The organism is Pseudomonas abyssi, from assembly GCF_002307495.1.
Classification (GTDB): Bacteria; Pseudomonadota; Gammaproteobacteria; order Pseudomonadales; family Pseudomonadaceae; genus Halopseudomonas; species Halopseudomonas abyssi.
Genome location: NZ_NTMR01000003.1, coordinates 244,047 through 261,324, shown reverse-complemented (window position 1 = coordinate 261,324; position 17,278 = coordinate 244,047). Strand labels below are relative to the sequence as shown.

General features: G+C 60.6%; 15 protein-coding genes. 1 reads left to right on the top strand and 14 read right to left on the bottom strand.

Annotated elements, in window-relative coordinates; genetic code table 11:
- Positions 1–41: 41 nt before the first annotated feature.
- From CNQ84_RS03690 to CNQ84_RS03625, 14 genes are all read right to left on the bottom strand, one after another.
- Positions 42–1,511: a sigma-54 dependent transcriptional regulator gene (locus CNQ84_RS03690; protein ID WP_096003561.1), complete on the bottom strand. Its 1,470-nt coding sequence runs from the start codon at positions 1,509–1,511 to the stop codon at positions 42–44.
- Positions 1,512–1,676: 165 nt separating this feature from the next.
- A complete protein-coding gene (locus CNQ84_RS03685; protein ID WP_165771214.1) occupies positions 1,677–1,973 on the bottom strand; it encodes a flagellar protein FliT in 297 nt (98 codons plus the stop codon).
- Between the two features lie 10 nt (positions 1,974–1,983).
- On the bottom strand, positions 1,984–2,367 hold the full coding sequence (gene fliS / locus CNQ84_RS03680) for a flagellar export chaperone FliS (protein WP_096003559.1): 384 nt from the start codon (positions 2,365–2,367) through the stop codon (positions 1,984–1,986).
- Between the two features lie 115 nt (positions 2,368–2,482).
- A complete protein-coding gene (fliS, locus tag CNQ84_RS03675) occupies positions 2,483–2,851 on the bottom strand; it encodes a flagellar export chaperone FliS (RefSeq protein WP_096003558.1) in 369 nt (122 codons plus the stop codon).
- 4 nt (positions 2,852–2,855) lie between these two features.
- A complete protein-coding gene (gene fliD, locus CNQ84_RS03670) occupies positions 2,856–4,310 on the bottom strand; it encodes a flagellar filament capping protein FliD (protein ID WP_245841229.1) in 1,455 nt (484 codons plus the stop codon).
- A 99-nt stretch (positions 4,311–4,409) separates the two neighbouring features.
- Positions 4,410–4,811: a flagellar protein FlaG gene (locus CNQ84_RS03665; protein ID WP_407920652.1), complete on the bottom strand. Its 402-nt coding sequence runs from the start codon at positions 4,809–4,811 to the stop codon at positions 4,410–4,412.
- A 72-nt stretch (positions 4,812–4,883) separates the two neighbouring features.
- The gene (locus CNQ84_RS03660) at positions 4,884–6,083 is read right to left on the bottom strand and encodes a flagellin (RefSeq protein WP_096003749.1); all 1,200 of its coding nucleotides are present in this window, start codon (positions 6,081–6,083) and stop codon (positions 4,884–4,886) included.
- A gap of 254 nt (positions 6,084–6,337) precedes the next feature.
- Complete coding sequence (locus CNQ84_RS03655) at positions 6,338–10,669, bottom strand: glycosyltransferase (RefSeq protein WP_165771213.1); 4,332 nt, start codon at positions 10,667–10,669, stop codon at positions 6,338–6,340.
- Between the two features lie 65 nt (positions 10,670–10,734).
- On the bottom strand, positions 10,735–11,151 hold the full coding sequence (locus CNQ84_RS03650; RefSeq protein ID WP_096003554.1) for a sugar 3,4-ketoisomerase: 417 nt from the start codon (positions 11,149–11,151) through the stop codon (positions 10,735–10,737).
- A gap of 19 nt (positions 11,152–11,170) precedes the next feature.
- Positions 11,171–12,289: a DegT/DnrJ/EryC1/StrS family aminotransferase gene (locus CNQ84_RS03645; protein ID WP_096003553.1), complete on the bottom strand. Its 1,119-nt coding sequence runs from the start codon at positions 12,287–12,289 to the stop codon at positions 11,171–11,173.
- The gene (locus tag CNQ84_RS03640) at positions 12,289–13,032 is read right to left on the bottom strand and encodes a class I SAM-dependent methyltransferase (protein ID WP_096003552.1); all 744 of its coding nucleotides are present in this window, start codon (positions 13,030–13,032) and stop codon (positions 12,289–12,291) included. The genes CNQ84_RS03645 and CNQ84_RS03640 overlap by 1 nt, the downstream gene beginning before the upstream one ends.
- A complete protein-coding gene (locus CNQ84_RS03635) occupies positions 13,029–14,399 on the bottom strand; it encodes a hypothetical protein (RefSeq protein ID WP_165771212.1) in 1,371 nt (456 codons plus the stop codon). Before CNQ84_RS03635 ends, CNQ84_RS03640 begins: the two co-directional genes overlap by 4 nt.
- A 10-nt stretch (positions 14,400–14,409) precedes the next feature.
- Complete coding sequence (locus CNQ84_RS03630; RefSeq protein WP_096003550.1) at positions 14,410–15,144, bottom strand: class I SAM-dependent methyltransferase; 735 nt, start codon at positions 15,142–15,144, stop codon at positions 14,410–14,412.
- A complete protein-coding gene (locus CNQ84_RS03625) occupies positions 15,134–16,051 on the bottom strand; it encodes a GNAT family N-acetyltransferase (protein WP_096003549.1) in 918 nt (305 codons plus the stop codon). Before CNQ84_RS03625 ends, CNQ84_RS03630 begins: the two co-directional genes overlap by 11 nt.
- Positions 16,052–16,179: 128 nt before the next feature.
- Here CNQ84_RS03625 and rfbB point away from each other — a divergent pair, with 128 nt between their 5' ends.
- Positions 16,180–17,277, top strand: a complete 1,098-nt coding sequence (gene rfbB, locus CNQ84_RS03620; protein WP_235827179.1) for a dTDP-glucose 4,6-dehydratase — start codon at positions 16,180–16,182, stop codon at positions 17,275–17,277.
- Position 17,278 lies beyond the last annotated feature (1 nt).

Below are 17,278 nucleotides of genomic sequence, written 5' to 3'. Positions count from 1 at the left end.
TTTTATTTTCAAGCACTTGAAAATAAAAGGATCATTACATGTCAGTCTTCTGACGCGTCCGCGCCACGATTGAGGCCGTACTTGCGCATCTTCTCGACCAGGGTGGTACGTCGGATACGCAAGCGCTCGGCGGCGCGGGCCACCACGCCGTTGCACTCATCCAGCGCCTGCTGAATAAGCGTTTGCTCAAGGCCACCGAGGTATTCTTTCAAGTCCAGCCCTTCGGGCGGCAGGAAAGCGGGGCTATCCAGCCCAACCAAGCCACTGAACGCCTCGCCTCGCTCGTCTTCGGTTTCGCGCAGCTGACGCAGATCGTCCTGGTCATCTTCAACGTACCGGAACTTGCGCGGCAGCTCACCCACACCGATGACGCCGTGCGGATGCATGATCGCCATGCGCTCAACCAGGTTGGCCAGCTCCCGCACATTGCCCGGCCAGTCATGCTGGCAGAGCGAGAGGATCGCAGAGGTGCTGAAGCGGATTGAGCCGCGCTTCTCGTTCTCCATCCGCGTGATCAGCTCGTTGAGCAGCAGCGGCAAATCCTCGATACGCTCGCGCATCGCCGGCATATCGATGGGGAAGACATTGAGGCGGTAGTAGAGGTCTTCGCGGAAGCTCCCCTCCTGAATCATCTGCTCCAGATTCTTGTGGGTGGCCGCGATGACACGCACATCAGCGGTCTGGACCTTGTTGCTACCCACACGCTCGAAGGTCCGCTCCTGCAGCACACGCAGCAACTTGACCTGCATGGGCAGCGGCATATCGCCAATTTCATCGAGAAACAGCGTGCCGCCCTGGGCCAGCTCAAAGCGACCTGCGCGACTGGTGATGGCCCCCGTGAACGCGCCCTTCTCATGACCAAACAGCTCGCTTTCCAGCAGCTCTGCCGGAATAGCGCCACAGTTGACCGGAACGAAGGGCGCATCCTTGCGGCGGGAATGGTAGTGCAGATTGCGGGCAACAACCTCCTTGCCCGTGCCGGATTCACCCAGAATCAGTACCGTCGCTTCGGTGTCAGCAACCTGCTGCATCATCTGGCGCACGGCCTGAATGGGTCTGCTGGTGCCGACAAGACTACGGAACAGGTTCGGCTCACGCTGACGCTGGCGGCTGCTGTTTTCCTCAAACACCTCCCGGTAGACCTGAGCGCGATGCAAGGCATCCAGCAGATGGTTGTAGCTCAGCGGCGGCTCAAATACAGCGAGCAAGCGTTGTTTGAGGTGGTCTGGCCACAGCAGCGACTGCTCAGGGTCAAGCAGAATCACCGGCAGGTTTTCATCCCACTTGTCCAACTGCCCCAGTAACGCGGGCAGCCCCTGGGCATGGGCACAATGACCGAGAATGACACAGCGGATGTGGCTCGGCGTATCGACCGCTGCGTTGACGGCCTCCTGCCAGCCTGCGCTGTCGGCAATAATGGCGTCTTCGCCCAGAAAGGACAGAATAACGCCCAGATCATGACGCCCTTGGGCAGCGTCATCAATCAATAGGATATGGCTGTTCGGCAGCATAGACGGGAAGGCTTTCCTGTTGGCAGGCAAGAATGATCGCAGCAAGATAATGGCGCTGCGCCATACTCTTTTATCATGAGGCTAAATGTAGTCAGAATTGGCAAGCGAGTCAAATAGTTGGCGCGCCGTTTTCCGACGAACGCCATTCACGCCTGCCCAGCCAACTCAGCGGAACATCTGGTAGACCTTGGCGCCCTGCCGTCCACGCTGCAGATCCTGCAGCTCTTCGGCCAACTTGCCTTGCACTGCCTGACACAGGGCAACCACTTCGCGGTAGGTCTCGCTCAGATCCTCCAGCACGACAGCAACCTGCTGGTCATCGCGCTGAGGGTCTTCCATTGCCTGGCGCACCTGGTCTCGGCACAGCCGGTCCAGCTCGCCAACCTGCTGCCAATCTCCGGCCTTCACGGCGTCGATCAGGGAGTTATGGGTATGTTGCAACTGCTCTACGGCATTGGCCATGTCTGAGTCCTCACGCTTGGCGGATGCCGTCCCAACCGGCCTTGATTTCTCGCAGCAGCTCGCTGACTTCGTCGAGCATAGCTGCATCATTTTTCAGGTTCGCCTCGCTCAGGCGCTGCTGCATGAAAGCATATAGCCGATCAAGGTTGGCCGCCAGCTCCCCACCCTGATCCACATTCAGAGCGTCACGCAGGCCACCCACAATGGCAGTCGCCTTGCCAATCTGTTCGCCCTTGAGCGCCACATTGCCGTGCTGCAAGGCACCGCGCGCCTGCGCGATACGCTGCAGAGCCCCTTCCATCAACATCTGGATCAGGCGATGAGGATCGGCCTCACTAACCTGGGCGTTGACGTTAACGGTCTGGTACTGCTTCATCGCGGCGTAAGCGTTCATCGGACAAGCCCTGCATGCAAGTGGTACATGCTGGGTTTATCGGCACCACGCTACAAACCTGAAGGCCTGACATAAAAAAACCGGCACCACGCCGGTTTTTTTCACCTGCCTCTGGTCACGCCGGCTCAATGGCGTCCCATGCTGACTTGATCTCACCCAGCAGCTGCAGCACCTCTTCCAGCGACCGCGGCGTGTCGTCCAGCGCCACCCCGGCCAGCTTGCGAGTCATGTAGTCATAGAGCGCGTCCAGGTTTTCGGCAATTTCGCCGCCCATGTCCTTGTCCAGTGACGCCTGCAGGGCGCCAATGATGCTCAACGTGCTGCTGACGGCGACACCACGACGCTCGGGGTTGCCGGTTTCCTGAGCGTGACGCGCCAGCTTCACGCGCTCAATGGCACCGTCCAGCAGCAGCTGAACGGCACGATACTGGGACACTTCCTGGGAAATGTTGACCTTTTTGTAGGTATCAATCGGATTGGCCATAGGATCAGGATTCCCTCACGACGCCGGGCAGGTTGGCCAACTGGCCAGTTAGAAAACTGCTGGTGCTCGACAGATTGGCGACCAGCGAGTCCATCGCGTTGAACTGGGCAAGCAGACGCGTTTCCATACTGCTCAGACGCAGTTCAAGGCGCTCACGCTGCTCATCAATGCCAGACAGCGTCTTTTGCAACGAGTCGGTTCGACCTTCAATGATCCCGCCATCCTTGGTGTAGGGATCCAGCTTCGCGTCAAGACGCCCCATCAGGCCATCTTCACCCGACAGGAAGGTGCTCAAAGCGTCAAAATTATTGTCCAGCGCATCATCCAGCTTGTCGCTGTCGATGGCCAGTGTACCGTCTTTCGTGGTGGTAATCCCCAAATCAGCCAGGATACGCACATCGCCGCGCGCGACACTGGTCATCTCCGTACGCAGGGCAGAGACCACCGAACGCACCGAGGCATCGCCCACCAGGGCAGCCGCCAGGGGCTCACCATCCTCGCCACCAACAGAGGTAACCGACGTCAGCGAGTTAATCGATTTCATCATCGCGTTGTAGCCATCTACAAACGATTGCAATGACGAGCGCACACCCGCCTTGTCCAGACCGACATTCAGGCTGACACTTTTGCCGGCATCAATATCTTCCTGACTCTGCGCCGCCTTCAGCGTCAGAGTAACACCATCAATCGCATCGGAGATCGTGTTGCTGGCACTGCTGATCGACAGGCCGTCGATAGCCAGGTTGGCATCACGCGCATAAGAAATTACACGCGGCGCGAGCGGGTCCAGAGGATCGACCTCAGTGGGTTCAAAGTCAGTCGTTGCCGGCGGTGTGTAAGCCAGAGCCCCCAGATCACCGGTATCGGTGCCATCGGTGGTCACAGCGACGCTGATGTCATTGCCGGTGCCAGCTTTGTTGGAGCTCAAGACCAGGCGCGAACCGCCTCCACCATTGGGGTCGCTGACCACCGTGGCGGAAATACCACTATCGGCGCTTTTGGCGTTGATCGCATCGCGAATGCCGGCAAGGCTGCTGTTGGCGTCGGTTACGTCGATGTCGATGGAGGTGTCGCCAGCGGTAATGGTCATGGTGCCCGTACCGACGGCGTCGGTCGCATTGGCCTGCCCGCGCAGAGCCACCTTGCTGCTTTGAGCGAGATTAAACACCTGCACGTCGTAGCTGCCCACCGACGCGGTGCCGTCAGCAGTGACGCTGAACGTTTTACTGTCACCGGAGGTGGCGCTGCGCTTCTCGTAAAGATCGGCGCTATTGAGCTTTTCAAGCACGCCCTGAAAGGTGGATAACGCGCTGCGGAAGCTGCCAAGGGCCGTGAATTTCTCGGTCGTTGCGCTTTCCAGACGCGTCAGCTGGGCACTTTTAGGCGCGCCATCAGCCTCGACCAACGCCGACACGATGTTGCTGATATCGAGACCCGAGCCAATACCTGTAATAGCCATGATGCTTACCTCGCGACCGTTTATTGACGGTTCGCCTGCCGAAAGAAGGTTTCCGGTCTACTCAGGCAAGTAGCGTGCCAGCCAAACCGGCAGCAGAGGTCAGGCCTCTGCCTCAAACAACACGCTGCGGATTTCCGTCAAGTTCTCGGCCAGTCGCAGCGCTTCTTCCGAGGGAATCTGGCGAATCACATCGCCACTGCTCGCCTCGGTTACATTGATTATCATCCGGCCGCTGTCTTCATCCAACGCAAAGTTGATGTCGCGGCGTACCGACTGAACAAAGTCCTGAATATCTGATACAGCAGCCTGGAGTTGATCCCGGTCGACCTGAGCCGGCTCTTGCACCGCCTCACGGGTCTGGGGAGTGACCGCCTGGACTGATGTACTCTCCTGCGCAGTTTCCGTCTGCTTGCCAGCCTTGCTGCTGGCGCCCGCCTCCAACGCTGCCGACCCTGCTACGGCGCGTGTTACTTCAAACGGTTTGATTACACCCATTTCCATGGTGCTTACCTCGCAACGGACAAAGCGGGGGAAAGGCTAGCCCTTCCCCCGCATGTTACCCCTGTTCCGGTCTTAGCCCAAGAGGCTGAGTACGGCCTGGGGCAGCTGGTTGGCCTGGGCCAGGATCGCAGTACCCGCCTGTTGCAGGATCTGGTTCTTGGTCAGGTTTGCAGTTTCAGCCGCGTAGTCAGTGTCCTGGATCCGGCCGCGAGCGGCGGAGGCGTTTTCAGACACGTTCTGCAAGTTGGCGATAGTGGACTCAAAGCGGTTCTGAATCGCACCGAGGTCTGCACGCTGGGAATCGATGGAAGCGATGGCTTCGTCGATGATGTAGACCGCTTCCTGAGCCGACTTGGCATCGCTGATGTCGATATCCTTGACGGTGTTGTCAGTGGTGACATCAGACAGTGCTACGTCAGTGGCGGAGCCTGCAGCAGTCTCTGCAGCGTCCACAGTCGCACCGCTACCGAATGCGAAGGACAGCTCACCTTTGGCGGTACCCACGTCAGCGTCGGTGACAACCGAGATAGTACCGTCATCCTGTACGAAGGCACCCACACCCATGTTGGCATCGTTGATCACGGTGGCCAGCAGTTGAGTCTGTTCGGCTGCAGTCGCACCAGAGGCGTATTCAGCGCTGATAGTGAACACGCGGTCAGTACCGTCAGCACTACCCGAGGCCACGGTGAAGGTAACCGCGACAGCACCGGAAGCAGTGGCCGCAGTTTGAGCCGCGATAGAACCAGAGCTGATGGAGTCGCTCTTCAGTTCTTTAGTGCTTACTTCGTCCAGCTTGACGCTGATCGCTTCGTTGGCAGCACTACCCACCTGGAAGGTTTCGGTACCGAAGCTGCCGTCGAACAGTTTCTTGCCACCAAAAGCAGTGGTGTTGGCGATACGATCAAGCTCTTTCTTCAGCTGAGTCACTTCGGAGTTCAGCGCGTCACGCTCGGTGTCGCTGTTGGAACCGTTAGCGGCTTGCAGAGCCAGGTCACGCATACGCTGCAGGATGTTGGTGGACTCCTGCAGGGCACCTTCAGCGGTCTGCGCGATGGAGATACCGTTGTTGGCGTTCTTGGTAGCAACGCCCAGGCCGTTGACCTGGCTGGTCAGACGGTTGGCGATTTGCAGACCGGCTGCGTCATCCTTGGCGCTGTTGATTTGAGAACCTGAAGACAGACGCTCCAGGGAGGTAGCCAGCGAGTTGGACGAACCGTTCAGGTTGCGCTGGGCATTCAGAGAAGCTGTGTTTGTGTTGACTGTAAGGGCCATGGTATTGCCTCCAAAGGACCTGAAAATGTTTGCCTGAGCTTGCGACTCGTGGGCCGGACCTGCCCAGGCACCCATTGAGTTCGCATTCGATTACTGTATCGACACCTTGTCCGAAAGCTTTAGGAGGAAATTCATTTTTTCTCTGGTGAATTCGTCCGATCAGCTATGGCAGCGCTGGCATCCCCGCCAGCCATGATTCAGTTATCGACCTCAGGCAACAATCCTTTAGTGACCGTTCGTCGCCCCTGAGCGGCTCAGGGCAACCACCCTTGCTGCCAGGTAACCAGGCCCTGCTCATCCAGCATCCAATGATCACGCACCGCCTGTTGCAACGCTTTGCCCTGCGCTGCCGACGCGTCGGCATCAGACAAATGCATGCGAATAGCATCCACCCAGTCCCGGTAGCGATTCTTCACGCGCGTCACCGGCAGATCGCCGGTATAGCAGCGCACGTCAGAACAGATCACCGGGTAACCGCAGGCTCCGTACTCCAGCAGGCGCAGATTACTCTTGCACTCGTTGAAGAGGTTTTCTTCGACCGGCGCCAGCGCCAGATCCAGGTTCAGCTCGGCCAGCTTGCGCGGATACAGGTTGATCGCCACACCCGGGTGAAACTCATGGACGTAAGGCCGCAGGCTGTCGGGGCACATGCCAAAAAATACCCACTCCACCTCGGCAGCCAGCTCCTTGACCACATCCAGAATCAGCTCCAGATCCCCGGTGTGACTGGAGCCCCCGGCCCAACCGACTCTGGGCTTGCGTGACTGCCCGCGGGCTGACGCAGGCAGCTGCCCCCACCAGCGCGGATCAAGCCGGTTATGCACGACCCGGATGTCCGGGTGGTAGCCGTTGAGCGCTTCGGCCAACGGCTCGGTCGACACCACAAACCGGTCCACCAGCGACAGACCGCGTTTGAGCGAGCGCACAATATCCTTCGGCATCTTGCTACGATGGGCGCTTTTCATCGGCAGGTTGGGCAGGTAGTCATCCAGCTCATAGACCTTGAATGCAGATGAAAACGCCTTCATGCGGCGCATAGCTTCCAACCGCTCATCGCCAATCTGGCGCTGCAGGATGACCACGTCCGGCGAATAACGCTCCAGATCGACCGCATGCATCAACCCCTGGGACAGCGCCCCGTCCACCAGCCCAGCCTCACTAAGCGCGTTAAACGGCTGAATGACGCGATAGTGCCCGCAACCGAACACATCAGCAGGATGCGCCAGCACCACCGGCTGGGGGCGCCATATATCCAGCGGTCGCCAGGAAATCTGCGGATCGGTCAGCTGAAAGCCGCCCTTGCGAACCAGCGAGAAGTTGGCGTTGTAGGCAGCATCGCGCGCCAGGCGCGGCAGCCAGCGCTGATAGAGCGTATCTTCCACCTCTACCGTCATACCACCCGGCTCGCAGGCATGCAGCAGCGTAGCGGACGGCGTCCAGACCAGCAGGTGCCCCCCGTCAGCCAGGCGCAGGCAAAAATCAATCACCGCCGCCTGGCCATCCAGGGCACCGGCATCCAGCCCACCCAGCTCAACGAAGACAGACTTGCGCACCAACAGGCAGGCATCGCCGAGGGCACTGGGATTATGGTCTACCTGCAGACGCTGCATGTAACCGGGCGCGTCAGCTGCCTCACCAACGAAGGGGCTTGATGCCGGCCCGCGCAAGCCGAGGATCAGGCCCGCATGGGTAATCTTGCCGTCGGAGTCCACCAGTCTCGGCCCTACCGCCCCCACCTCTGGGCGCAGCGCGTGGTTCATCAGCGCATCCAGCCAGCCGGCATCCAGCACCGCCACCTCGGCGCGTAGCAGCAGCAGGTACTCACCCAGCGTATTCAGCGCCGCCTGGTTGCACAAATCGCTGTAAGTCAGGCGCTCAGGCGTGCGCAGCACCTTAAGTCGCTCGCTGGCCATCGCCTCGATCGACTGCAGCCACTCCAGGGTAGCGGCCTGCTCACTGGCGTTGTCGATCAGCAGAATCTCGTAGTGCGGATAGCGCGTATGCTCCAGCAGGCTCATGACACAGCGCTGCGCGGCGGCCATCTGGTCCTGGACAATAACCACCACCGATACCAATGGCTGCTCGACATGGCCGTAATCAACGCGATACTGCCCAGGCCTCACTGCCTGCACCTGCGCATGTTCGTAGCCACGCGCCTGCACATGACGCAACACCGCGGTTCGCTCGGCCGCCGAGTCACTGAGTACCGGCGCGTCACTGAGCACCAGCGGCTCGGGCACATGCCCCAGTCCAATGCCACCCTGCTGGTTGATCAGGCGCAGAATGGCATCCAGTTCAATGATCTCGTGCGCCTCCTCGGCAAAGCCGCCGAGCGACAACAAGGCTTCACGCCGGAACAGCCAGTTGGCCGACAACCCGCGCGGGAAGCTGAGCAGATAGTCGAGGTTGAAGTCAGGACGCAGCGCAGCGCCGTAGTCACTGCCGTCCTGACGGAACAACGCATCGGCAAAAATGGCGCGGCAATCAGGGTTGGCCAGCAGCTCCAGTGACAACATCTGCAGGCCACTGGCGATCAGCTCGTCCCCTGCCTGCAGCAACATCACCCAGTCGCAGTCCAGCTGGGCGAGCTGCGCATTGAGCTGAGCCGGCCAGTCTTGCTCGGAGCATTGGGTCCAGGCCACGGCCGAATCCGCGGGCGCGGCATCGACACTCATCACCTGCATGACGACATTGCCGGCGTCGACCTGCACAACAAGCGAGTCCAGCGACCGCTGCCGCAAGGCTGCGTCGCCCGCCAGATCCAGCAGTATCACCGTCAGCCGCGCGCTATCGTCGCGGTGCGCCGTCACGTAGTCGTTGGCCAGGCGCTGCTGCGGCGCTGTCAGCTTGCGCGCCGACAGCCAGGTACGCACCGGCGTTGGATCACCCTTGGCGACCACGCCAAGACTGCGCAACTGGACAGCCCTGCCCTTACGCACCCGCTCACTGCCCAGGTCGGAATGGCGCCGATACATTTCCTGATACAGCGAGGCAAAGCGCTCACGTTCACGACTGAGCATATGATCATCGCCGTCACTGCCCCCCTCACGGGTGCGCACCTCGGCGGTAACCTCAGGCACGTGAACCAGCGGGTAGCGCGCAGCCAAACGCAGCAACAGATCCCAGTCCTCAAAGGCAGTCAGGCCGGTGTCGAACTGCCCCACGCCTTGCAGCAGAGCGCGCGGATGGGCCCAAGTGTTGACTGGAATATAGTTGTGAATAAACAGCCGCTCACGGTCGTAACGCTCGTGCTCGAAGGGCGTTTGCCGGGACAGCTCCACCCGCACACCGTCCTCCACGCGTTCGGCGACATATTCAACGCCGGTGTAAACAACGGCATCACCGGCGTTTTCAAAGGCGCCGGCCAGTGTCTCGAGATGCTGCGGCGCGTAGAAATCATCGTCATCCAGATAACAGACGTAGCGGCCCCGGGCCAACGCCAGGCCGGCGTTACGCGCAGCCGACAGCCCCTGATTGCGACCCTGATACAGATAGGTGAGCGGAAAATCGAATTCCTTGAGCAGCGCTTCTACCGGCTCGCCGTGGTCGTTGACCAGGATCACCTCAAAGTCGCGCAACGTCTGCGCGGCGACGCTGCGCAATGCATCGACCAGCATCGCCGGCCGGTTGTAGGTGGTGAGGATGATCGAGAACAGGCATTGGTCGGTGTCGGTGTCGGTGTCGGCGGCGGCCGCGTAGCCAAACAGCTGCCCACGCACCCGGTCGATATCCTCCCGGTACTTGTCGAGCACCTCGGCCGAGAAGCGCGACATACGCCCCTCCACCAACGCCCACACCCGCTCGGCGGCGGCTTGCAGGCGCGGCTTGACCTGCGGGTCGGCAAGGTTCAGTTCGAGAATATGCAGGTGCTCCCACAGCGGCCGCTCCGAGCGGTAAAAATCCTGGGAAACCTGATTGCCATGAATACGGTAACCAACCGACGCACGCCGGACAAAGGCAAAATCCGGGTTGTGGCGCGCCACCCTGATCCACAGCTCCCAATCCCCGGCCAGCATGCCCTCCTGGGCATACACGCCCTCGGACAAGCGCATGTCATCGAGCATGCTGCGCCGCAGCATGACCGTAGACGGCGTGATGTAGTTATCGAAGGTCAGCAGATCAACGACCTCGTCGCGCCCACCCGAGTAGGAGTGCGCAGGGTGCCCGCGATGGTCGATATGCTGCAGAACCTTGCCGGCCTCGTCGATCCAGGTGCACTGGGTATAGGCCAGCGATAACTTGGGATCGGCGTCCAGCGCCTCCACCAGCGCGCTCAAGTGGCCCGGGTAGAGGATATCGTCAGACCCAAGTACCACGACATAGCGGCCCGTGCCGCACCGGACGCACTTGTTGAAGTTGCCAGTTTGCCCCAGGTTCTCGGTGTTGACCTCCAGCGCAAGCCTCGGGTCTGACTGGTAGCGCCGCACCACCTCGAGAGAGTCGTCGCTGGAACAGTCGTCCACGATGATCAGCTCCAGCGCCACATCCTGCTGGGATAGCACCGACTCGATAGTCTCACCAATGAAACGGGCATTGTTGTAGGACATGACAACAACGGAGACTGCTACAGGGGTTTCAACGTGCATGGGATATCCTGATTGGTGGCTCGCCTGCTCACCGCGCTTACGGTCTTGCAGGTCATTGGCCATGGTCACGGCGCAGCGGCGCGTGCCGCCGCGCAAAACTGGTCATAGTCGCGGTAGTAGTCGGCCTCGTCGTAATGGGCAGAGGCCAGCACCATGCACACGGAGCCACCGGAAAAGTTATCCATCTCCCGCCACACCATCGGCGTAATCAGCAGGCCGTAATGCGGCCGCGCGAGATGAAATTTCTTATTCTCGAATCCGTCGTCCAAGGTGATATCGAAACTGCCCGACATGGCAATAAGCAACTGGTAAAGCCCGCGATGGGCATGCCCGCCACGGTGAGACCCGGCAGGCACATCGTAAAGATAGTAGGCCCGCTGGATATCAAAGGGCACATGGCGCCCTCCTTCCACAAAGGTCAGGTTGCCTCGCTGATCGTGTACTTGCGGCAACTCTATGAGACGACAGTCTTGGATCGCCATGGGTTGTTCTCCCTTCTTGTTATGCGCGCCAGGCAGGCCCTGCAAAGCTGTTGCAGGCGTCTATCACCAGCTGTGTGTCCACTCCAGCATAGATGGGCAGACTCAGAACCGTATCTGCCAAGGTTTCGGTCAGCGGCAAAGGGCCGTGCCCAAGACCGGCATAGGCGCCCTGGCGATGAGGCGGTATCGGATAGTGAATGAGGCTGCCAACACCTGCCGCAGCCAGATGCTGCTGCAAGCGGTCGCGCTGCTGGCAGCGCACCACATACAGATGCCAGGCGTGCTCATTCAACGAACCCTGCGGCGGGAGCAACGCCGGATTGACGATACCCTGTCGATAGGCCAGCGCCGCATCTCGGCGCCCTTGCAGCTCCTGCTCAAGCGCAGCCAGCTTGATACGCAGTATCGCAGCCTGCAGCTCATCCATGCGACTGTTGCAGCCCTGCATCGGGCAGACATATTTCTCGCTGGAGCCATAGTTGGCCAGCGTGCGCACCACCTCCGCCACGCGCTCGTCCGACGTCAGCACCGCGCCGGCATCCCCCATCGCCCCCAGCACCTTGCCGGGATAGAAACTGAATCCGGCGGCATCACCCCAGCTACCCGCGCGACGGCCATCCAGCGTGGCGCCGTGGGCCTGAGCGGCATCTTCCAGTACCAGCAGGCCATTTTCGCGCGCCAGCGCCATCAGTGCAGGCATATCAACCAGTTGACCGTACAGATGCACGGCAATGATCGCCCGGCTGCGCACGCTCAGCGCCTTGAGCACGCCATCGACGCTGATGTTGAACGATGCAGCGTCTGGCTCCACCAGCACAGGCACCAGCCCATTGGCGCTGACTGCGAGCACCGTGGCGATATAGGTGTTAGCCGGCAATATGACCTCGTCACCATCGCGCAAGAGCCCCAGTTCTTTCCAGGCACGGAGCACCAGGGTCAGGGCGTCCAGCCCGTTAGCGACCCCCACCGCTCGGCTCACGCCGCAGTAGGCTGCAAATTCGCGCTCGAAGCCGGCAACTTCTTCGCCAAGCAGGTAATAACCCGACGCCATCACCCGCTCCATGGCCTGTTGAATGGCCGGCAGAAAGGGAGCGTTGAGTCGCCGAAGATCAAGAAAGGGAACGCGTAGCTCGGCCATCAGACAGGGCGACCCGAGGCAAGACGCACGCGCACGGCAAGATTCGCCAGTAGCTCGGCTGGCAGTTGCTCGCCCACCTCATTGAGCCCGGCGATCAGCGCATCGCTGTAGTCCAGCATCATCGAATTAGGCAGGGTTTTCAGGAAGAACCCCTTGCTTTCAACAACCTCAAAGCCACCCGCCTGAAGGTCGGCAGTCAGGCCCGCAAGATCATAAACCCGCTGATGCCCCACCACCTTGTCGCGCGCACTCAGGGTATCGAGCTCCGGTTGCAACCCCATCAGTACCGCCAGACGGCGATGCAGGGATTCACGATTGGGCACAACGATGATCATCTCAGAGTCAGGCCCCATCCAGCCGGCCATGTGCTTAAGCAGGCTGACCGGGTCATCGACGTGCTCAAGCACGTGCAGAGCCAGTACCCGGTCGTAAGGCTGGTCAACGTGATGCTGCTCGAAAAGCTGATGCAGAACGTCAACCCGGGGCTGCTCGGCGCGCACTTTGCGCACCAGACTTTCCGCGCCCTCAAGCACGCGATAGTGCTCCACCAGAGGACTCAGGCGCGCCAGGGTAATGCCATCGCCATAGCCCAGCTCCAGCACATTGCGCGCGCCCTGCAGATGTCCGGCAATCCAGTCACAGCAATAATGCTGACAGGCCGTCTCGATAAAACGGTCGGGCACGTCCTCGCTCAGGTGGTAGCTCTGCGCAATCTGCTCAAGGCTTTGCAGTGAGTCGCTCATGACTTGCTCCCGTTCCGGGCCAGCTTCAGCCCCTGAATGATCTGATCATTGAAAGAAGACACGCCCATGCCCAGCAGGCCGGCGGTCAGCTCCACGCCCGGCCAGTCGGCAGCGGCCTGACGCAGCAGCGCGCTGTAGTCCAGCAGCGCCTGATCAGCGAAGGGCAAGGCACCATCCGCCTGAATACGGCGCAACACGCGAAAATCCTCGGCGGCGTCAATAACACCAAGGGCGACCAGCTCCTGGCTGACACGCTGCAGCAAACCCGCCTGATCCTGATCGGGGTACAGCTGCGCCGCATAGGTCGGGTTGAACTCGACGGTGACACGACATACTGGCGCCTGCGTGCCGGCAGCCACATCCTGGTTGCTCAGCCGATAGATTGCCCGCTCTGCATCCAGCACCAGCAAGCAGCTGTCGTACTGCCGCAGCTTTTCGCGCTCAATCAAGCCAAACAGAATACAGACCGACGCTCCCTTGGGAGGCGCGTGGTCAACTCCCAGCAACTCGCCGGCCCGCCCCTGCGCTAGCCCCATGACAACCCTCGGGGCAACCCACTGCTGGCCGTCACCCGTCGTGATGGACAACCCCTGGGCAGCAGGCGCCAACGACTGCACGTTATCATCCACAACCTGGACACCAGCCTCGCGCATTGCCTGCAGCAGCTCTCGAACCAGAGCACCGGTAAAGCCCTCACGAGCCGCGCGGAAGGGGTATTCCGGCAAACCTGAAACATCACCCCGTACCGCGGCCTGCAGTGTCTGCGGGTAATACAGCGGTAACCAGGCCAGCCGATGCCAGGGCGCAAGAATGTCTCGCGTGGAGCGATAGGTAATCTTGTTGGCCAGCAACTCGAAGAGCGCGTGCAACGGCTCACCGTGATTTGCCAGGGAAGCCTCGGCATAACCGACACCCTGATAGTCGGGGGCCAGCTTGCGGGACGCGTGCAACGGCCCCGGATCGGGCAGCGCCAGCAGGGCCTGAGCAAGATCTGCGCGACGCTCGCTGGAGGCGAAGTAATCGAGCCGATTGGCAATCACAAAGTCCGGGTGACGCTGGCCGTCCAGGTATACCGACGGCGTCGGCACCGGGACCGTGTCCACCAGTTGTTCGACGTATTCGCTGACCAGCCGGGCAAAGCGCGCGCAGTCGTTGCGCTGCTCCGGGTGGTAACTGTCGACATCCAGCGCCTGCTCACCGCGCTCAACCTGCTCGAACAGCACCATGCCGATATCAAAGTCATGGTTCTCCACCCGCATACCGGTGAAGTGTGCGCCGGGGCGCTTGCCATCGCTTAGCATGACAACCGACTGGCCCTGTGCAGCCAGCTCCCGCGCAGCGACCATTAACGCGAGATTGTTGCCCAATAAAATAACATCAGCTGCGTTTGGCATTGGCATAGATCTCCGAGCCGAATTCCGGTAAGCGCCGACACAGCCTGAACAACCCCTCAAGGTGCGCCTCGGTCAGCACCCCCTGCTCGCACAGCTGCTGCATCTGTGCATGGGTAAAGGGCTTGATGAAGAAACTGCCACTGTCCTGCACGACAAAGCCGGCAGATTCGAGCAGCGTCGTGAGCGACGCCTGACAGAAGGTGCTGTGCTGCTGCATTCGCGCCTGGGTTGCCGAGCGCTCGAACGGGTCGGCAATCAAGCCCATCTCGACCGCCAGCAAGCGGTGCAGTGAGTAGGCATTCGGCACGTTGACGTGCACCAGCGTCTCGGCGTGGCACAGCGCGCGTACCGCTGAAAGCAGCCTCTGCGGGTTCTCGACCTCGTGCAGCAGGCTGCTGACGATAATCATGTCCGGTTTTTGCTCGATCTGGTCAACCGCCTCTTCCAGCCGTTGCTCAATGATCCGCACCCGCCCGTCATCACCAGCCAGTTGGCGAGCATGGGCAGCAAACTCACTGGCCGGTTCAACCACGGTGAAGGAGCTAAACGGCTCTACCTCGCAAAACAATGGGCGCAGGCCACAGCCCACTTCCAGCACATGCTCGGGCGCGCGAGCGGCCAGTTGCTCAAGTACCACGCGCCGGCGGTAGCTAAGCTGCGTCGCCTCAAAGGGCAAGGCATGATATTCCTGCTGATACTGCTGCAAGTCACGGCTCAAGGATCTTCTCCAGTCTGAATTTCAATGATGCCTCGCAGCCCAGGCCGCGCTTGAAACGAATCAGCCCCTGATTCGCCTGCCCATCCTCACTGGCCGTGCCAATGTCCAGCAAGGCAACGCCCTTATGCTGACAGTCGCTGTAGATGGCATCCGCCAGTAAGGTGACAGGACTGTAACCAGAGAACTGAGCGTCGTCTCCCCAATAAAAAACGTAAAGTACGGCAGGCGACACCTGCAGACACAGCGCCGCAGCAGCGAGGGTGTCGCCGGCATGACAGCCGTACAGCAGCACCTGAGCCGGGAACAGTGTCTGCATCTCGGACAGCTGCGGTAGCGTCATGGTCATGGGGTAGCCCTTGCTCTGCCGATTGCGCTGGATTAGCTCGTAGACTTCAGCCAGCGAGCTGGCGTCCATCGGCCCTGCGCTGAACCCGTCACGCACACACTTGTTCAAGCGTTTACGGTTGGCATAATTCAGCCGCTGCGACAGCGGACGCTCATCCACGCTGATGGCGTAGTTCACATCACAGAGGGTTTCGCTGAAGCCCAGCGAGCGCAGCACAAAGTGTTGCTCGGCCACCCGCTCGTCAGCATGCGCGGCCGGCGGCAACAGCAACTCCAGGCGGCGGATGCCCTGCTGCTGCAAAAAGCGCGTCACCCCCAGCAAAAAGGCCTCCAGCTCGGGCAGCGCCACGTCCTCAAAAAAACTGACGGCACCAAAGGTGCCGCGCCGTGGCGAGCGAACCTGCGCCGTTGCAACCTCGCTGACATGCAGACACATGGCGACCCGGCCCTTGAGCATCCACTGAAAGTAGAACGCGCAATCAGGCGCATGCAGCCGAAAGAACGCTTCGGAGTTGAACAGCCGATCCTGCGGCTGCGGCTCGAACCGATTGACGCTTAACACGGCCGCGCTCCAGTTATGCCTTTACATCGCCCGATCATCTACCAACAATCCCTGAGTGTGTACAAACAACACCGCACCTGACCAAAACCTGACGCCAGGCGCTCGATTCCGTATAGGAGGCAATTATCTTGCCAGCCAGCCAGCACCCCAGCCCCCTCAAACTTCTGATCACCGGCGGCGCCGGTTTTATCGGCTCTGCGGTCATCCGCACCCTGATTACCAGTACAGCGCATCAGGTGCTGAACGTCGACAAACTGACGTACGCAGGCAACCCGGAGTCGCTGGCCCCGGTCGAGCAGTCACCCCGCTACCGCTTTGCCCGCCAGGATATCGGCGATCAGACGGCCATGAGCGCGCTGCTGCACGACTTTCAACCGGATATTGTCATGCACCTGGCCGCCGAATCGCACGTTGACCGCTCCATCGACGGGCCGCGCGAATTCATCCAGACCAACATCGTCGGCACCTACAGCCTGCTGGAAGCCTGCCGCGAATACTGGCTGAGCCTGCCAGCCGAGCGCCGCGCGACCTTTCGCTTTCATCATGTATCTACCGACGAGGTGTACGGTGACCTTGAGGGCGAACACGATCTCTTTACCGAAACCACCGCCTACGCCCCCAGCTCGCCCTACTCTGCCAGCAAGGCGGCGTCAGATCACCTGGTCCGCGCCTGGCAGCGCACCTTTGGCCTGCCTGTGGTGGTGACCAACTGCTCCAACAACTACGGGCCTTATCACTTTCCGGAAAAGCTGATTCCGCACATGATCCTCAACGCCCTGCAAGGCAAACCGCTGCCGGTCTACGGTGACGGCGGCCAGGTGCGCGACTGGCTGTACGTCGAGGATCACGCCCGCGCCCTGATCGAGGTGGCCACCCGGGGCGCCGTGGGGGAGACCTACAACATTGGCGGGCACAACGAAAAACGCAATATCGAGGTCGTCGACACCCTGTGCCAATTGCTCGACGAACTGGCGGCGGATGAGCGCCCGGCAGGGCTTGCCAGCTACCGCGAGCTGATCACCTTCGTCAAGGATCGGCCGGGGCACGACCGCCGCTACGCCATTGATGCGTCAAAAATACAGCGCGAACTCGGCTGGACACCGCAGGAGACCTTTGAAAGCGGCATTCGCAAGACCGTGGAATGGTATTTGCTTAACCGCCCGTGGTGGCAGAACGTGCTCAGCGGCAGTTATCAGTTGGGGCGCTTGGGCCATACTCAGGACTGAT

Bases quoted from the DNA above. Each gene is read 5' to 3' on its own strand.
- CNQ84_RS03690 (WP_096003561.1), bottom strand. From the start codon at position 1,511: ATGCTGCCGAACAGCCATATCCTATTGATTGATGACGCTGCCCAAGGG.
- CNQ84_RS03685 (WP_165771214.1), bottom strand. From the start codon at position 1,973: ATGGCCAATGCCGTAGAGCAGTTGCAACATACCCATAACTCCCTGATC.
- fliS (WP_096003559.1), bottom strand. From the start codon at position 2,367: ATGAACGCTTACGCCGCGATGAAGCAGTACCAGACCGTTAACGTCAAC.
- fliS (WP_096003558.1), bottom strand. From the start codon at position 2,851: ATGGCCAATCCGATTGATACCTACAAAAAGGTCAACATTTCCCAGGAA.
- fliD (WP_245841229.1), bottom strand. From the start codon at position 4,310: ATGGCTATTACAGGTATTGGCTCGGGTCTCGATATCAGCAACATCGTG.
- CNQ84_RS03665 (WP_407920652.1), bottom strand. From the start codon at position 4,811: ATGGAAATGGGTGTAATCAAACCGTTTGAAGTAACACGCGCCGTAGCA.
- CNQ84_RS03660 (WP_096003749.1), bottom strand. From the start codon at position 6,083: ATGGCCCTTACAGTCAACACAAACACAGCTTCTCTGAATGCCCAGCGC.
- CNQ84_RS03655 (WP_165771213.1), bottom strand. From the start codon at position 10,669: ATGCACGTTGAAACCCCTGTAGCAGTCTCCGTTGTTGTCATGTCCTAC.
- CNQ84_RS03650 (WP_096003554.1), bottom strand. From the start codon at position 11,151: ATGGCGATCCAAGACTGTCGTCTCATAGAGTTGCCGCAAGTACACGAT.
- CNQ84_RS03645 (WP_096003553.1), bottom strand. From the start codon at position 12,289: ATGGCCGAGCTACGCGTTCCCTTTCTTGATCTTCGGCGACTCAACGCT.
- CNQ84_RS03640 (WP_096003552.1), bottom strand. From the start codon at position 13,032: ATGAGCGACTCACTGCAAAGCCTTGAGCAGATTGCGCAGAGCTACCAC.